The sequence below is a fragment of the Azospirillum sp. genome (assembly GCF_035628975.1).
GTDB lineage: Bacteria > Pseudomonadota > Alphaproteobacteria > Azospirillales > Azospirillaceae > Azospirillum.
Genome location: NZ_DASPIS010000098.1, coordinates 66,861 through 79,935, shown reverse-complemented (window position 1 = coordinate 79,935; position 13,075 = coordinate 66,861). Strand labels below are relative to the sequence as shown.

Genomic DNA, 13,075 nt, shown 5'->3' with positions numbered 1-13,075 from the left:
TGACACAACAGGGCTGATACAGCATGGCTGCATACGGATACATCCGGGTCTCGACCGACGAGCAAGCCTCTGAAGGGCATAGCCTTTCTCAGCAAAAGGCCGTCATCGAGGCCATGGCCGGGCGGGCCGGTCTGGAGGTCACCGACTGGTTCACCGAAGCCGGCGTGTCGGGCAAGACGCCCCTCGCCGACCGGCCGGAGGGTCGCCGCCTGCTGGCCGCCATCGAAGCGGGCGATCAAGTATTCGCAAGCAAAGTCGACCGCATGTTTCGCGACAGCGCCGACGCCCTGGCCGCCGTCTCCCGGCTGGCCAAGGCGGGTGTGGCCATCCGGTTCGCCGACGTGCCGGAGGATCCCTCCACCGGGGTCGGCCGGCTGCTGTTCACCGTGCTGGCCGCCTTCGCGCACCGGGAAGGGGAGGCGGTCTCCGAGCGGACCGCCGCCGTCGCCGCGAAGATGAAGCGGGACGGCAAGCGCACCGGCGGTCGGACCCCGCTGGGCATGACGCTGGACCGCGAGCGGAAGGAGCTGACCGGCCAGGACCAGCAGCGCCGCCTCGTCGCCCGGATGGCCGACCTGAAGGCGTCCGGGCTTTCGCTCCGGCAGATCGCCGACACTCTCACGGCGGAGGGGGTGAAGGTCAGCTTCGCGACCGTCCGCCGCTATCTCGACCGGGCTCCGGCCCTGCAAGCTGAAGGAGCCGAAGCGTGAAGCGCCTCATCGACACGATCCGACAGGGCATCGCCGAGTGGCTCCTGTTCTCCGCCGGCATGATTGCCCCCAACACCGAAGAGGGGTTCATCGTCTTGGACGCCGCCTGGGAAGCGTTCAGCGAACTCGCCATCCGGGAGACCGCACAATGACCGCAATGCCCGCACCCGCCACCTTCGCCACCCGTCCGCCGGTGCCCGTGACCGCCCGCACCCGCAGCGGGAGCGCCTGGGACATGGTCGTGTGGGCCATCCGGGACCAGCGGGTCATCGGCGAGGCCGCCGGCTGGGACGACGAGCCCTGCGCCTGGAGCACCGATGGTGTCGCGGACATGCTCCGCTATGCGGAAATCGGCTGCTGGGTCGACGGCGGCCAGCACAAGGGGCTGGGCAGGGAGCGGCACAGCGATGTCGGGCCCGTCATCGCCGCCCTGTGGACGCTGGCCGAGGCCGACCGGCTGCTGGTCATCGAGCATGCGCGGCTTGGCTGCCCGCCGGATCGGCCGGTCGTGCAGCCAACGCCCTTCCCCGAGCCGCCCCGCCCCGAGGACTTCGAGGAAGCCAACCGCCACGGCAAGGCGGTGTTCGCTGGCGAGCGGGTCACCTATCGCATGGTGGTGGCCGAGCGCGTCGCCGAGATGGTGCCGGTGAAGGAGTTCCGCGGGCGCGGACGGCGCGAGGTGGTGGGACACAAGGCCGAGAGCGTGGAGGTGCTGTACTGCCCGCTGGAATACTGGCCCAGCATTGGCCTGTGGGAGCATGGGCACGCGATAGCCGACCGGTTCGACGCCGCGATGGAAGCTGTGGCTGAGCAACTCAAGCGCGCATCGCTCACGTCATGGGGGGTGACGGGCGTCATATGACCCCTCATGGTCGCCATGTGTCAGGCGATTTTCACGCTCTACCCCCTATTCGTTTACGATTTGTTAGTAATCTCGGTGTACTTGACAGAGGAGAGGCGCGAAGCGCGCCCAGTTGGACCCCGCCGGCACCCGCCGCGCGGGGTTTCCGCGTTTCTGGAGCTGCCGATGACCAAACCCAAGAAAGACGAGGGCGAGGCCGGCTGCCCGACCAAGCTCGACCAAGCCCGGAAGATCCTCGGATCGCGCGTCACCCTGCGCGGGCCGCTCGGCTTCTTCCTCGACGGACACCCGGTCAACGTGCTGACCGTCCTCCGCGCTGCTGGCCTGTGAGGAGTCACGCCATGGCCGATCCCACTGCCCACGACCTCGCCCAGATGGCGCGGTCCCTGGCTCCAACCGCCATCGGCGTTGCTGCCGGCATGGTAGCGCGCTGGTCTCGTGAAGCCCGCCACAGCGGATGGAAGGGGCTGGTGCGTATGGTCGTGCTGGACCTGCCGACCATGGGCGCCATCACCATCGCTGCTGGTGCTGTCGCGCAGCAGATGAACGCCGACACGCTCACCGCCACGGGCATCGGCACCTGTGCTGGCTACGCTGGCTCGGAGATCCTCAAGACGCTGCTGGCGTGGCGCGGCGGCAAGCTGACGGGGCAGGGCTGACCATGACGGCCGAACTGCTCACCTTGGGGGCCTGCGCCTCTCTCGCTCTTGCCCTCCTGATTGCTGGAGAGTGGTGGTGATGATGACCGATAAGCCCCTCTCCCAGGCCATCGCCGATGCTGCCGACGCTGCCGAGGAGATCGCCATCGCCATGGGCTACGCCGACGCCTCCCGCTTCGTCCGGCCTCTGATGGGTGACGTGCCTGATGGGCGCATCGCCGTGGGTGCGATGGATGGCTGGACGGTCGACGTGCCGCAGCCGGTGGGGTGACGATGGGCAAGCTCCGCTCCCTGCCGCCGCTGGTCGGCTCGCTCGACATGCGGACGGCCAAGCCTGCGCCAAAAGTGGCCGAACGGTTCTACGCCAGCCCCGAGTGGCGGGCGCTGCGGTCCTCCCTGATCCGTCAGCGTGGCCGCCGGTGCGAGCGGTGCGGCAAGACGCATGAGGACGATGGCGCGCCCGTCAGGCTGATCGGCGACCACAAGCGCGAGCGCAAGGACGGCGGCGCCGAGTTGGACCCGGCCAACGTGGAGCTGATGTGCCTCGCCTGCCACAACGCCAAGACCGCCCAGGTGAGGGCGCGCAGGCTAAGGGGCTGAGGCGCAGAAATCGACATCGGGGCGCGATTTTCCCCTTGACCCGGCGCGATTGCCTGATGGGGGAGGGGGGATCGAAAGTCTGGGCCGAACCGGGGGCTGACACCGGTACGGGCTCATTTGCGGATAATCCTCCCCCGTATGAATTCGCTGAAATCAAACGAGAGGGCCTGAGCGATGGCGCGCGGCGGCTTCCGCCCGGGCGCCGGTCGGAAGAAGACGGCCGGCACTGAGGCACCGAAAAGCAAGGAAATCCGTGAGGTTTCCGCCGTTCTGGAGCGGTTCGACCCTGCGTCCGCCGAGTTCCAGAACGCCGAAGAGTTCCTGATGGCGGTGGTCAACAGCCCCGACGTCGAAATCAAAGAGCGGCTGACGGCGGCGGTCGCCGTGCTGCCCTACCAGAAGCCGAAGATGGGGGAGCAGGGCATGGGCAAGAAGGAGCAGAAGGCCGAGGCCGCCAAGAGCCGCGCCACCGGCAAGTTCGCCCCGCCTCCGCCCCCCGGCGGCCGTCCGGCGCTGAACTGACATGGAGTGGTCGACTGCTTGCCCGGACTGGGAGCGGCGCATCCTGGCGGGCGAGAGCCTGATCCCGTTCGCCCCGCTGTTCCCGGCGGAGGCCGAGGCCGCGCTGGATGTGTTCCGCGACCTTAGGATCGTGGACGCGCCCGGCAGCCCAGCCATCGCCGACTGCTGCCGCCCCTGGGTGATGGACTATGCGTCCGCCCTGTTCGGCGCCTACGACCATTCGACCGGCCGGCGCCTCATCCGTGAGACGCTGCTGCTGGTCAGCAAGAAGAACTCGAAGTCGACCATCGCCGCGGGGATCATGCTGACGGCCCTGATCCGCAATTGGCGGATGTCGGGCGAGTTCATCATCCTCGCGCCCACGGTCGAGATCGCGAAGAACTCCTTCGGCCCCGCCGCTGACATGGTCCGGGCGTCAGAGGAACTGTCGGAACTGCTGCACGTCCAGGATCACATCCGGACCATCACCCACAAGACGACCGGCGCCACGCTGAAGGTCGTGGCCGCCGACAGCGACACCGTGGGCGGCAAGAAGGCGATCATCGTCCTGGTGGATGAACTATGGCTGTTCGGCAAGCGGCCGAATGCCGAGAACATGTTCCGGGAGGCCATGGGCGGCTTGGCGTCGCGGCCCGAGGGGCTGGTGATCTACCTGACCACGCAGTCGGACGAACCCCCGGCCGGCGTGTTCCGGCAGAAGCTGAACTACGCCCGGGACGTGCGCGACGGGAAGGTCATCGACCCGCAGTTCCTCCCGGTGCTCTACGAGTTCCCGGGGAGCATGGTCGAGGGGAAGGCCTATCTGCAACGGGCCAACTTCTACATCACGAACCCGAACATCGGCGCGTCGGTGGATGAGGAGTTCCTGGAGCGAGAGTTCGGCAAGGCCGAGAACTCCGGCGAGGAGTCGCTGCGGGGCTTCCTCGCCAAGCACCTGAACGTCGAGATCGGCCTGAACCTCCGGTCCGACCGGTGGGCCGGCGCGGACTATTGGGAAGGTGCGGCCGAGCCGGGCTTGACCCTGGACCGCCTCCTGGAGCGATCCGAGGTGGTGACGGTGGGCATCGACGGCGGCGGCGCGGACGACCTGCTCGGCTTGGCCGTGATCGGTCGCGAGAAGGAAACCCGCCGCTGGCTCCATTGGGCGCACGCCTGGGCTCACCCCAAGGCGCTGGAGCGGCGCAAGGAGAACGTCACGACCTACGAGGGGTTCAAGGCCAGCGGCGACATGACGGTTATCCGCGACTATCCCGAGGATCTTGACGGGGTGGTGGAGGTGGTCGCCCGGATCAACGAGGCCGGGCTGCTGGCCTGCGTCGGCGTCGACACCATCGGCCTTGCCGGCATCGTGGACGCGCTCGCAGAGATCGGCGTGACCGAGGACAGCAAGCAGGTCGCCGGCATCGGGCAGGGATACGTCCTGACCGGCGCCATCAAGGGCCTGGAGCGCAAGCTGATCGACGGCTCCTTCGTCCATGGCGGGCAGCCGCTCATGAACTGGTGCGTCGGCAACGCCCGGGTGGAGCCGACCAAGAACGCCTTCCTCGTGACGAAGCAGGCGAGCGGCTACGCGAAGATCGACCCGCTGATGGCGACCTTCGACGCGGCGAAGCTGATGGAGCGGAACCCGGAGGCCAAAGGGCCTTCGGTCTACGAGGCGCGCGGCATCCTTTTTGTGTGAGGCGACATGGCACTCTTCGGCTTGTTCGGGCGTGGGCAGAAAGCCCGCGACGCCGATGCTGTCGCCCACGCGATGGGGGTGATGGCGCAGGTCTTTGACAGCCTGGATGATCCGGCGTTGAAGGACTTCATGCGCGGCGCCGGCGGCGAAACGCAATCCGGTGCGGTGGTGAACGCCGACACGGCCTTGCGGAACGCCGCGGTGCTGCGCTGTGTCTCGGTCATCTCCAAGACGATCGGGATGCTGCCGCTGCAGCTCTTCAAGGCCGGCGAGGCGGTGGAGAAGGCGACAGACCATCCGCTCTATCGGATCCTGATGCAGGCGCCGAACGACTGGCAGACGCCGTTCACCTTCAAGTCGACCATGCAGGCGCGGGCGCTCCTCCACGGCAGCGCCTACGCCTACCCGGTCCGCTCCCGCGGCCGGATCGTCCGGCTGTTCCCCCTGGAGCCGTCCCGCGTGGAGGTGAGGCAGAACGACGATTGGTCGGTGGAATACCGCTACACCCGGCGCGACGGCGGCGTGATGACCATCCCGGCGGCGGAGATGTTCCATCTGCGCGACGTGTCCCTGGACGGCCTGGAGGGCGTCAGCCGGGTGAAGCTGGCGCGCGAAGCGATCGGCCTCGCGCTCCGGGCCGAGCAGGCGGCGTCCAAGCTGTTCAAGAACGGCATGATGCTGGGCGGCTATCTGACGACCACCGGCCGGCTGTCGAAGGACGCGATCGACCGGCTCAAGGAGCAGATGGAGGAATACCGGGGCGCCGAGAGTGCGCAGGGGTGGCCGGTCTTCGAGGAGGGGCTGAAAGCTGAGAAGCTGGCCCAGACCTCCGTCGAGAGCCAGCACTTGGAGAACCGCCGCCATCAGATCGAGGAGGTGGCCCGGGCGTTCGACGTGCCCCGCCCGCTGCTGATGATGGACGAGACGTCCTGGGGCAGCGGTATCGCGCAGCTTGGCCTCTTCTTCATCCAGTACGGCCTCGCCCCCTGGTTCAAGGCCTGGGAGGAGGAGGTTAGCCGCGTGCTGCTCACCGAGGGCGAGCGCGACGGCTACTACGCCAAGTTCAACGAGAAGGCCCTGCTCCGCGGCACGCCGAAGGATCAGGCCGAGTTCTTCGCCAAGGCCCTCGGCGCCGGCGGGCATGACCCCTGGATGATGGTGGACGAGGTCCGCGGCCTGTCCGAGCTGCCACGCCAGAGCGGCGACGCATCGAAACTGCAGCCCGGATATGGCCGCAAGACGCCCCCGGCAAGCGAAGGAGGATCGGGCAATGAGCCTGCGCAGCCTGCCTGAGGTGAAGGCATTCGACCGGCCGGACGGCCTGTCCTGGGATGCACCAAGCGACGCGCTCGCCCGCTGGTCAGGTGGCCCGATGGCGGCGGAGGCTGATGACCCGTCGACAATTAGCCTCTACGACGTGATCGGCGAGGATGCCTGGACCGGCGGCGGCTGGACGGCGAAGCGGATGGCCGGCGCCCTGCGGGCGATCGGCAAGCATGACGTGACGGTCAACGTCAATTCGCCCGGCGGCGACTTCTTCGAGGGGCTGGCGATCTTCAACCTGCTCCGCGAGCACCCCGCGAAGGTGACGGTGAAGGTCATGGGCTACGCCGCCTCGGCTGCCTCCGTGATCGCCATGGCCGGCGACGAGATCCGCATGGGCGCCGGGTCGTTCCTGATGATCCACAACGCCTGGGCGGTCGCGATCGGCAACCGTCACGACATGCGGGCGTCGGCGGACGTTCTGGAGCCCTTCGATGCGGCCATGGCCGACATCTACGCCGCCAGGACCGGCCAGAAGCGCGAGGATGTGGCGGCCATGATGGACGCCGAGACGTGGCTGGGCGCCGGTGACGCGGTCGCCAAAGGCTTCGCCGACGGCGTGGACGACATGCCGGAGCCCGCCGCGTCCGCCTCGCTCCGGCCCGAGATCGCGGCCCGGCGCCGCATTGACGCTCTTCTCGCCAAGCAGGGGGTGCCGCGGTCCGAGCGGCGTTCCATGCTGCGCGAAGCCTCCGGTACGCACGACGCTGCCGGTTCTGCCACGCCGCGCGCTGGCTTGCTGACCGCCTCCCTGGCGGACCTTCTTTCCACCATCAAGCCCTGAGAGGCCCAAATGAACCACGTTTCCATGTCGCGGTTCCGCGGCATCGCGGCCGTGCGCGCGGACGCCAACGATCCCGTCGCCCTGGTCGCCGGCATCAAGACCGCCTTCGAGGCGTTCAAGGCCGAGAATGACAAGCAGATCGCCGACATCCGCAAGGGCATGGGCGATGTCGTGCAGGCCGAAAAGGTCGACCGCATCAACACCGAGATCACCGGCCTGCAGAAGGCGCTGGACGACCTGAACATCAAGATGGCCGCCGGCCAGCTCGGCGGCGCCGGCAAGGCCGACCCGGCCAAGGCCGAGCACAAGGACGCCTTCGGCCGCTTCTTCCGCAAGGGCACCGAAGCCAACCTGCGCGAGCTGGAGGTGAAGGCCAAGCTCACCACCCAGAGCGATCCGGACGGCGGCTATGTGGTGCCGGAGGAGATGGAAGCCGGCATCGATCGCGTGCTCGGCACCATGTCGGCGATGCGCTCGCTGGCGACCGTCCGCCGGATGGGCGCGCCGACCTACAAGAAGCTGGTGAACATGGGCGGCGCCTCCGCAGGCTGGGTCGGCGAGAACGACGCCCGCCCCGAGACCAGCACGCCGCGCCTGGGTGGCCTGGAATTCAACGCCATGGAGCTGTATGCCCAGCCGGTGGCGACCCAGACCATGCTGGACGACGGCGACATGGATATCGAGGCCTGGCTGGCCGACGAGGTGTCGATCGCCTTCTCCGAGCAGGAGGGCGCGGCCTTCGTTGCCGGTGATGGCAACAAGAAGCCCAAGGGCCTGCTGGCCTACGACACGGTGGCGAACGCCAACTATGCCTGGGGCAAGATCGGCTTCATCGCGTCGGGCGTGTCCGGCGGCCTGACGGACGCCACCCACAACGGCGCCGACGCCCTGATCGACCTCTACTACGCGCTGAAGGCCGGCTACCGGAACGGCGCGGCGTGGCTGATGTCCGACGCGGTCATGGGCACGGTCCGCAAGTTCAAGGACGCCGACGGCAACTACCTGTGGGCGGCCCCGACCGCCGCCGCCGAACTGCCGACGATCCTGGGCAAGCCGGTGCAGACCGACGACAACATGCCGGCGATCGCCGCCAACAAGTTCCCGATCGCGTTCGGCGACTTCAAGCGCGGCTACCTGATCCTGGATCGGGTTGGCGTCCGCGTGCTGCGCGACCCGTACACCAGCAAGCCGAACGTCCTGTTCTACACGACCAAGCGTGTGGCTGGCGGCGTGCAGAACTACGAGGCCATCAAGTTCCTGAAGGTCGCCTGATCCTGCTGCGGCGAGGCCAGCCCTCGCCGCGCTCCTTCTTCCCGGCCTAGGAGGGCCACCCATGCGCGATATGCACAGCAACGTCGCGGTCGTGGAAGCGATCGCGCCGAACGTCTACACGGCGGACAACACCCCCGCCGCCATCGACCTCGCCGGCTTCAATGCCGCCGCCATCATCCTGTCGATCGGCGCCGGCGGCATCACCTTCACGACCTCGAACAAGATCGAGTTCGTGCTGACCCACAGCGACGACGACACGACCTACGCCGCCGTCGCTGCGTCGGACCTGCTGGGCGTGGCGTCGGTCAGTAACGGCATCGTCAAGGCGCTGACGGCGGCCAAGGCCGCCTCGGACGTGACGAAGATCGGCTACGTCGGCGGCAAGCGGTACCTGAAGCTGCTGGCCGACTTCTCCGGCACCCACGGCACCGGCACCGGCATCTCCGCCGTGGTCGTGAAGGGCCATCCGGCGGTCTATCCGGTCGCCTGACCCTGACGGGGCGGCTCTGCGCCGCCCCATTTCGGAGTTCCCGACATGCTGACCACGCTCGCCAAGGTGAAAGCCGAGCTGCAGAGCCCGGACGCGGACGACACGCTCCTGACGACGCTGATCGAGCAGGCGAGCGCGACCATCGAGACGTTCTGCGGCCGATCCTTCGCCGCCGCAGCCGCGACGGAGACCTATCGCATCGCCCGATGGCGGGAGCGGCTGATCCTGGAGCGCACGCCGGTCGTGTCGGTCGCGTCCGTCCTGCTGAACGGCGAGACGCTGGACCCGGCCGCCTATGAGGTGGAGAGCCCCGGCGCCGGCTTCCTGCTACGCCTGGACGGCTCCGGCTGCTCCATCGGCTGGCCGGCGGGGCGGGTGGCGGTCACCTATACCGCGGGCTACAGCGCCACCCCGCCCGATGTCGAGCGCTGCTGTATCGACGTCGTCAAGCTGGGCTACTTTGCCCGGTGCCGGGATCCGATGCTGCGGTCCTACGAGAACCCGGACGTCGAGCGCATGAGCTGGACCGATCCGGACAAGGTCGTGATGCGCGGCGGACTGCCGGCGGACATCGCTGACCGCCTGGACGCCTACCGCACGATGGTGATCGGATGACCGCCGCCGACCGCTTCGCCGACAGCCTCCGCCGGGCCGGCCGGCAAATGTCGCTGAAACGCCGCATCGGCACGACCGTCGCTTTCGCGGAATGCACCGTCTACGGCAAGGCGCGCTTCTACCAGCCCACCGAACTGGTCGGGTTGGTGGTGCAGGGGGATCGCAAGGTGCGGATCGCACAGCGCGACATCGCCGCCGCCGGCTGGCCGGGGCCTCCGAAGAAGGGCGACTTCCTCGACGGCGGGGCAGTGCAGGGGGCGGAGCCGCTGTATGACGCCGAGACGCTGGTTGGCTTCGTGGTGTGGGTGAGGGGGTAGGCTCAGGGCCACTGCGAGGGGTGAGAGGTGAAGATGACGCGCACCTTGTCCCGGTCGCTTTCGTCCACCTGCACATTGCAGTTTTCGGCAGTGGCAACCTTGAAGGCCGCCGCTTTCACAGCCGCGATCTCGCTGGCGCTCATGACAAAGATGTCAACCGATAGGCGTGCGTGGGCGGCTGGTTGAAGCATCTTTTCGTACATCGTTACCTCTCGAAAATTGGAGCGGGATCATGGCACGGTCGACCGCCGCATTCGAGCGCGTCATCAACGTGGCCGTCGCGCGGCTGAAGCCCCCCGAGGCTCAGAAGCGGCACGCAGAGATCGCCCGCAAGGGCTTGGTCGAGCACTTGGCGCAATCCAAGACGCCGCCGCAGGTCGTCACCTTCGTGGACGGCCGGAAGGGGGCTTCCGAGGACAGCGTGAAGTTCGGCGGCGTGATCCGCTACGAATTCCACCGGCTGGCGGAGGTGGCGGCCTTCGCGCTCCGGCGGGCGCAGGAACTCTCGCCGGTCGACAGCGGAGCCTACAAGGATGCGTGGTTCGTCATGGCCGGCGGCAAGCAGGTCCCGGCCGAGGGCGTGCCGAACACGGGCGAGATCGTCGTCACCAACGACAAGCCCTACCACCGCAAGCTGGAGATGACCGTCAACGCCAACCATTGGCGCACGGGCAAGGCGATGGCGAGACTTCCGGCCGGCATCGTTGAGCGCCTAAGGCAGGAGGTTTTCCGCCAGTTCCCTGGCGTCTACGCCTCTGTCGACTTCATCACGCTCCAGGGCGGCTATGTGCTCAAGGGCCGGTCGCAACTGAGGCTGGCGAAGCAGAACCGGCAAAGTTCGGCCTATCGCGCCGGCCGGAAGCATCTGGCGACGCGCAAGGACACCGCCGCCGGCCAGCAGATGACCTATCCGGCCCTGATCCTTCGATCCGAATAAGAGGCCCCCATGGCAGCGCCAGACGCGCACACCGCCATCCGGCGAAAGCTGGAGGCGGAATGGACCGACACGCCTGTGACCTACCAGAACGGCGGCGTCTTCCGTCCTGCCGAGCCCGGCAACCGCGACCGGTACGACCCCGCGCCGGAAGACACGTGGGTGCATCTGGAGATCCTGGCCGCCGGCTCCGACTGCTCGGTCATCGGCTCCGTGGGCAAGCGGGCCGCGCGCGACGATGGCGTGATCTTCGCTCACGTCTTCGTGCCGGTCGGCACCGGAGACGACGAGGCGCGGCGTCTGGCCCGGTCCCTGGGCGAACTCTTCCGCGTCACCCGCTTCGGCGGGGTCGAAACCGGCGCTCCCGAACTCGGGGGCGGCGAAAAGGGCGACGACGACGGCCTGTTCTGGCGCGTGTCGGTCTCCATCCCCTTCACCTGTCACTACACCGTCTGAGGAGCATCATCATGAGCGAGCTGACCGCCGCCATCGGCGCGAAGATCTACATCGGCCCCAAGACCGCGACGGCGGCCACCCTGGCGGCCTGGGACGCCCTGACCGACTGGGAAGAGATCGGCCTCGCCGAGAGCATCCCCGAGTTCGGCACCCGCTGGGAGACCGGCAACTTCACGCCGGTTGGCGACGGCCTGCGTCGGAAATACAAGACCACCCTGGACAACGGCAGCCTGTCCATCACCTGCGCCCGCGACGGCAGTGATGACGGCCAGATCGCGGCGCAGCTCGCCGCCGCCGACAAGCAGGGCGACTACCCGATCAAGGTCGTGTTGGGCGACGACACCGGCAACACCGGCTCGAAGCCGACCCGCGCGTTCTTCCGCGCCCTGGTCACCTCCGCGACCATCGCCCCCGGCGGTTCGGCCGACACGGTGAAGACCACCATCGGCCTGGAAATCAACTCGGAAGTCTTCGTCGGCGAAGCCGTCGCGGGCACGCCGTAACCCCATCCCACGCGCGTGGGCGAGCGGCGCTGCTGTCGGGGCGGCGCCGCTCATTTCCCGACACCCCGACACCCCAACACGCAAGGATCCCGACATGTCCAAGATCACGACCGGCGAAGTCACCATCACCTTCGGCGACGACGAAAAGACCCTGGTGCCGACGCTGGGCGCCGCGACGCGCATTTCCCGCGCCTTCGGTGGCTTCCAGGCGGCGCACCAGAAGCTCCTGGCCTCCGATCTGGACGCCTTCGTCACCGTCATCCAGCACGGCCTGGGCCTCAAGACCGAGGCCGAGACCAAGGGCCTGCGCGATAAGGTGTGGTCCGCCGGCATCAGCAGCCTGATGCTGCCCCTGGTCGAGTTCGTCTCGATCCTCGCCAACGGCGGCCGGCCCATCGAGGAGGCGACCGCGGAGGACGAGGGAAAGTCGAAGGGAAACGACCCGGACGACGAATGACCCAGGACGAGTACCACGAGCTGCTGTTTCGGCGCGGCTGCGGGTGGCTGAAATGGCCGCCCGACGTGGTGCTCGGGGCCTCCATTCCCCAGATCGAACTGGCCCTTGATGGCATGATCGAGTTGCAGAACATGCTGAACGGCGTCGCGCCGGAAGAGGAACCGGCGGTGGAGGAGGCGCCCAAGAAGGCGGAACCGGCCTCCACGGCGAAGCTGCTGTTCGGGTTCCTGCGGCAGGAGGCGGCGAAGGGTAAGCGCTGATGGCGGTCAGAGCCCCGCCGACTTTCGCAGCACTTCGTTGATCCTGGACTGCCAGCCCGGCCCGCCAGCTTTGAAGTGCTCCACCACCTCGGCGTCCAGCCGTATGGTGACCTGCAGCTTCGGGTTCTCGGCGGGCGGGCGACCTGGGCGCCGCTTGATGCTGGCGGCCAACTCCGGAAACACTTCGGCGAAGGGCCGGGCTTGCCGCATCTCCTCCTCCGTCAGTTCCGGGTTGTCGGACACCTCGTCCCAGTCCTCCTTGCTGTATCCACGGCCGGGCTGGAACTCGGGCGAGGGCTTCCGGTCGTCGGTCATGGCAGGAGCGTCCTTTCCTTGCGGTTCGCGGGGCGCATGCTGATGACGGAGAGCGCTTGCGTTCCCAGCGGCTTGAACACCACGACGACCACCATGATGGCGCCAAGCCAGCCAACGGCCTTGAAGCGGCCATCGCGGGATGGGATCACCACGGCGTCTTCAAAGAAGGCCCCGTCCTCCAGGTCGGCGAAGTCCAACCCGTGCTTGTCGAGGTTGGAGGCGCGCTTGGGAGGGTCGTAGACGATCTTCATGCGAATTAATGTAACGCCATAAAATGGCGCTGTCCACATTAAACGTAGCTACGGAAAAACAGAA

General features: G+C 67.8%; 23 protein-coding genes. 20 read left to right on the top strand and 3 right to left on the bottom strand.

The window, feature by feature from the left end; all coding sequences use genetic code 11:
- Window positions 1-23 precede the first annotated feature (23 nt).
- The 15 genes from VD964_RS21545 (at window position 24) to VD964_RS21475 (ending at window position 9,835) form a co-directional block, all read left to right on the top strand.
- Window positions 24-710, top strand: a complete 687-nt coding sequence (locus VD964_RS21545; protein ID WP_324870545.1) for a recombinase family protein — start codon at window positions 24-26, stop codon at window positions 708-710.
- Window positions 707-862 (top strand): hypothetical protein, encoded by a 156-nt coding sequence (locus tag VD964_RS21540; RefSeq protein WP_324870544.1) that lies wholly within the window; start codon window positions 707-709, stop codon window positions 860-862. The genes VD964_RS21545 and VD964_RS21540 overlap by 4 nt, the downstream gene beginning before the upstream one ends.
- Window positions 859-1,572: a hypothetical protein gene (locus VD964_RS21535; protein WP_324870543.1), complete on the top strand. Its 714-nt coding sequence runs from the start codon at window positions 859-861 to the stop codon at window positions 1,570-1,572. The genes VD964_RS21540 and VD964_RS21535 overlap by 4 nt, the downstream gene beginning before the upstream one ends.
- Before the next feature lie 165 nt (window positions 1,573-1,737).
- A complete protein-coding gene (locus VD964_RS21530) occupies window positions 1,738-1,902 on the top strand; it encodes a hypothetical protein (protein ID WP_324870542.1) in 165 nt (54 codons plus the stop codon).
- Between the two features lie 11 nt (window positions 1,903-1,913).
- Complete coding sequence (locus tag VD964_RS21525; RefSeq protein WP_324870541.1) at window positions 1,914-2,231, top strand: hypothetical protein; 318 nt, start codon at window positions 1,914-1,916, stop codon at window positions 2,229-2,231.
- 79 nt (window positions 2,232-2,310) lie between these two features.
- Window positions 2,311-2,502, top strand: coding sequence for a hypothetical protein (locus tag VD964_RS21520; protein ID WP_324870540.1), 192 nt, complete (start codon window positions 2,311-2,313; stop codon window positions 2,500-2,502).
- Window positions 2,503-2,504: 2 nt separating this feature from the next.
- Entirely contained in the window at window positions 2,505-2,831 is a 327-nt protein-coding gene (locus tag VD964_RS21515; RefSeq protein ID WP_324870539.1) for an HNH endonuclease signature motif containing protein, read from the top strand.
- A 174-nt stretch (window positions 2,832-3,005) separates the two neighbouring features.
- A complete protein-coding gene (locus VD964_RS21510) occupies window positions 3,006-3,353 on the top strand; it encodes a hypothetical protein (protein WP_324870538.1) in 348 nt (115 codons plus the stop codon).
- 1 nt (window position 3,354) lies between these two features.
- The gene (locus VD964_RS21505; protein WP_324870537.1) at window positions 3,355-5,034 is read left to right on the top strand and encodes a terminase large subunit; all 1,680 of its coding nucleotides are present in this window, start codon (window positions 3,355-3,357) and stop codon (window positions 5,032-5,034) included.
- Between the two features lie 6 nt (window positions 5,035-5,040).
- Window positions 5,041-6,327, top strand: a complete 1,287-nt coding sequence (locus VD964_RS21500; RefSeq protein WP_324870536.1) for a phage portal protein — start codon at window positions 5,041-5,043, stop codon at window positions 6,325-6,327.
- The gene (locus VD964_RS21495) at window positions 6,305-7,141 is read left to right on the top strand and encodes a head maturation protease, ClpP-related (protein ID WP_324870535.1); all 837 of its coding nucleotides are present in this window, start codon (window positions 6,305-6,307) and stop codon (window positions 7,139-7,141) included. The genes VD964_RS21500 and VD964_RS21495 overlap by 23 nt, the downstream gene beginning before the upstream one ends.
- Window positions 7,142-7,150: 9 nt before the next feature.
- Window positions 7,151-8,413: a phage major capsid protein gene (locus VD964_RS21490; RefSeq protein ID WP_324870534.1), complete on the top strand. Its 1,263-nt coding sequence runs from the start codon at window positions 7,151-7,153 to the stop codon at window positions 8,411-8,413.
- 61 nt (window positions 8,414-8,474) lie between these two features.
- Complete coding sequence (locus VD964_RS21485) at window positions 8,475-8,903, top strand: hypothetical protein (protein WP_324870533.1); 429 nt, start codon at window positions 8,475-8,477, stop codon at window positions 8,901-8,903.
- 45 nt (window positions 8,904-8,948) lie between these two features.
- Complete coding sequence (locus VD964_RS21480) at window positions 8,949-9,518, top strand: phage head-tail connector protein (protein ID WP_324870532.1); 570 nt, start codon at window positions 8,949-8,951, stop codon at window positions 9,516-9,518.
- On the top strand, window positions 9,515-9,835 hold the full coding sequence (locus tag VD964_RS21475; protein WP_324870531.1) for a hypothetical protein: 321 nt from the start codon (window positions 9,515-9,517) through the stop codon (window positions 9,833-9,835). Before VD964_RS21480 ends, VD964_RS21475 begins: the two co-directional genes overlap by 4 nt.
- A 2-nt stretch (window positions 9,836-9,837) precedes the next feature.
- Here the strand turns inward: VD964_RS21475 and VD964_RS21470 are convergent, their stop codons facing one another.
- Window positions 9,838-10,038: a hypothetical protein gene (locus VD964_RS21470; RefSeq protein ID WP_324870530.1), complete on the bottom strand. Its 201-nt coding sequence runs from the start codon at window positions 10,036-10,038 to the stop codon at window positions 9,838-9,840.
- A gap of 29 nt (window positions 10,039-10,067) precedes the next feature.
- Here VD964_RS21470 and VD964_RS21465 point away from each other — a divergent pair, with 29 nt between their 5' ends.
- From VD964_RS21465 to VD964_RS21445, 5 genes are all read left to right on the top strand, one after another.
- Window positions 10,068-10,772 carry a hypothetical protein gene (locus VD964_RS21465; protein WP_324870529.1) on the top strand — a complete coding sequence of 235 codons (705 nt, stop codon included), beginning with the start codon at window positions 10,068-10,070 and terminating at the stop codon, window positions 10,770-10,772.
- Between the two features lie 9 nt (window positions 10,773-10,781).
- Window positions 10,782-11,225: a hypothetical protein gene (locus VD964_RS21460; RefSeq protein WP_324870528.1), complete on the top strand. Its 444-nt coding sequence runs from the start codon at window positions 10,782-10,784 to the stop codon at window positions 11,223-11,225.
- 11 nt (window positions 11,226-11,236) lie between these two features.
- Window positions 11,237-11,728 (top strand): hypothetical protein, encoded by a 492-nt coding sequence (locus VD964_RS21455; protein ID WP_324870527.1) that lies wholly within the window; start codon window positions 11,237-11,239, stop codon window positions 11,726-11,728.
- A gap of 94 nt (window positions 11,729-11,822) precedes the next feature.
- Window positions 11,823-12,185: a hypothetical protein gene (locus tag VD964_RS21450; protein WP_324870526.1), complete on the top strand. Its 363-nt coding sequence runs from the start codon at window positions 11,823-11,825 to the stop codon at window positions 12,183-12,185.
- Window positions 12,182-12,445 (top strand): hypothetical protein, encoded by a 264-nt coding sequence (locus VD964_RS21445; protein ID WP_324870524.1) that lies wholly within the window; start codon window positions 12,182-12,184, stop codon window positions 12,443-12,445. Before VD964_RS21450 ends, VD964_RS21445 begins: the two co-directional genes overlap by 4 nt.
- A gap of 6 nt (window positions 12,446-12,451) precedes the next feature.
- On the opposite strand, the gene VD964_RS21440 is transcribed toward VD964_RS21445, so the two are convergent.
- Window positions 12,452-12,760: a BrnA antitoxin family protein gene (locus VD964_RS21440; RefSeq protein ID WP_324870523.1), complete on the bottom strand. Its 309-nt coding sequence runs from the start codon at window positions 12,758-12,760 to the stop codon at window positions 12,452-12,454.
- Window positions 12,757-13,011, bottom strand: a complete 255-nt coding sequence (locus VD964_RS21435) for a BrnT family toxin (protein WP_324870522.1) — start codon at window positions 13,009-13,011, stop codon at window positions 12,757-12,759. Before VD964_RS21435 ends, VD964_RS21440 begins: the two co-directional genes overlap by 4 nt.
- Window positions 13,012-13,075 lie beyond the last annotated feature (64 nt).

What these genes read in the sequence shown, in the direction of transcription:
- VD964_RS21475 (WP_324870531.1), top strand. Translation starts at nt 9,515, where the DNA reads ATGACCGCCGCCGACCGCTTCGCCGACAGCCTCCGCCGGGCCGGCCGG.
- VD964_RS21445 (WP_324870524.1), top strand. Translation starts at nt 12,182, where the DNA reads ATGACCCAGGACGAGTACCACGAGCTGCTGTTTCGGCGCGGCTGCGGG.
- VD964_RS21470 (WP_324870530.1), bottom strand. Translation starts at nt 10,038, where the DNA reads ATGTACGAAAAGATGCTTCAACCAGCCGCCCACGCACGCCTATCGGTT.
- VD964_RS21460 (WP_324870528.1), top strand. Translation starts at nt 10,782, where the DNA reads ATGGCAGCGCCAGACGCGCACACCGCCATCCGGCGAAAGCTGGAGGCG.
- VD964_RS21520 (WP_324870540.1), top strand. Translation starts at nt 2,311, where the DNA reads ATGATGACCGATAAGCCCCTCTCCCAGGCCATCGCCGATGCTGCCGAC.
- VD964_RS21495 (WP_324870535.1), top strand. Translation starts at nt 6,305, where the DNA reads ATGAGCCTGCGCAGCCTGCCTGAGGTGAAGGCATTCGACCGGCCGGAC.
- VD964_RS21510 (WP_324870538.1), top strand. Translation starts at nt 3,006, where the DNA reads ATGGCGCGCGGCGGCTTCCGCCCGGGCGCCGGTCGGAAGAAGACGGCC.
- VD964_RS21530 (WP_324870542.1), top strand. Translation starts at nt 1,738, where the DNA reads ATGACCAAACCCAAGAAAGACGAGGGCGAGGCCGGCTGCCCGACCAAG.
- VD964_RS21480 (WP_324870532.1), top strand. Translation starts at nt 8,949, where the DNA reads ATGCTGACCACGCTCGCCAAGGTGAAAGCCGAGCTGCAGAGCCCGGAC.
- VD964_RS21500 (WP_324870536.1), top strand. Translation starts at nt 5,041, where the DNA reads ATGGCACTCTTCGGCTTGTTCGGGCGTGGGCAGAAAGCCCGCGACGCC.
- VD964_RS21515 (WP_324870539.1), top strand. Translation starts at nt 2,505, where the DNA reads ATGGGCAAGCTCCGCTCCCTGCCGCCGCTGGTCGGCTCGCTCGACATG.
- VD964_RS21490 (WP_324870534.1), top strand. Translation starts at nt 7,151, where the DNA reads ATGAACCACGTTTCCATGTCGCGGTTCCGCGGCATCGCGGCCGTGCGC.
- VD964_RS21505 (WP_324870537.1), top strand. Translation starts at nt 3,355, where the DNA reads ATGGAGTGGTCGACTGCTTGCCCGGACTGGGAGCGGCGCATCCTGGCG.
- VD964_RS21525 (WP_324870541.1), top strand. Translation starts at nt 1,914, where the DNA reads ATGGCCGATCCCACTGCCCACGACCTCGCCCAGATGGCGCGGTCCCTG.
- VD964_RS21485 (WP_324870533.1), top strand. Translation starts at nt 8,475, where the DNA reads ATGCGCGATATGCACAGCAACGTCGCGGTCGTGGAAGCGATCGCGCCG.
- VD964_RS21435 (WP_324870522.1), bottom strand. Translation starts at nt 13,011, where the DNA reads ATGAAGATCGTCTACGACCCTCCCAAGCGCGCCTCCAACCTCGACAAG.
- VD964_RS21450 (WP_324870526.1), top strand. Translation starts at nt 11,823, where the DNA reads ATGTCCAAGATCACGACCGGCGAAGTCACCATCACCTTCGGCGACGAC.
- VD964_RS21545 (WP_324870545.1), top strand. Translation starts at nt 24, where the DNA reads ATGGCTGCATACGGATACATCCGGGTCTCGACCGACGAGCAAGCCTCT.
- VD964_RS21455 (WP_324870527.1), top strand. Translation starts at nt 11,237, where the DNA reads ATGAGCGAGCTGACCGCCGCCATCGGCGCGAAGATCTACATCGGCCCC.
- VD964_RS21440 (WP_324870523.1), bottom strand. Translation starts at nt 12,760, where the DNA reads ATGACCGACGACCGGAAGCCCTCGCCCGAGTTCCAGCCCGGCCGTGGA.
- VD964_RS21535 (WP_324870543.1), top strand. Translation starts at nt 859, where the DNA reads ATGACCGCAATGCCCGCACCCGCCACCTTCGCCACCCGTCCGCCGGTG.
- VD964_RS21465 (WP_324870529.1), top strand. Translation starts at nt 10,068, where the DNA reads ATGGCACGGTCGACCGCCGCATTCGAGCGCGTCATCAACGTGGCCGTC.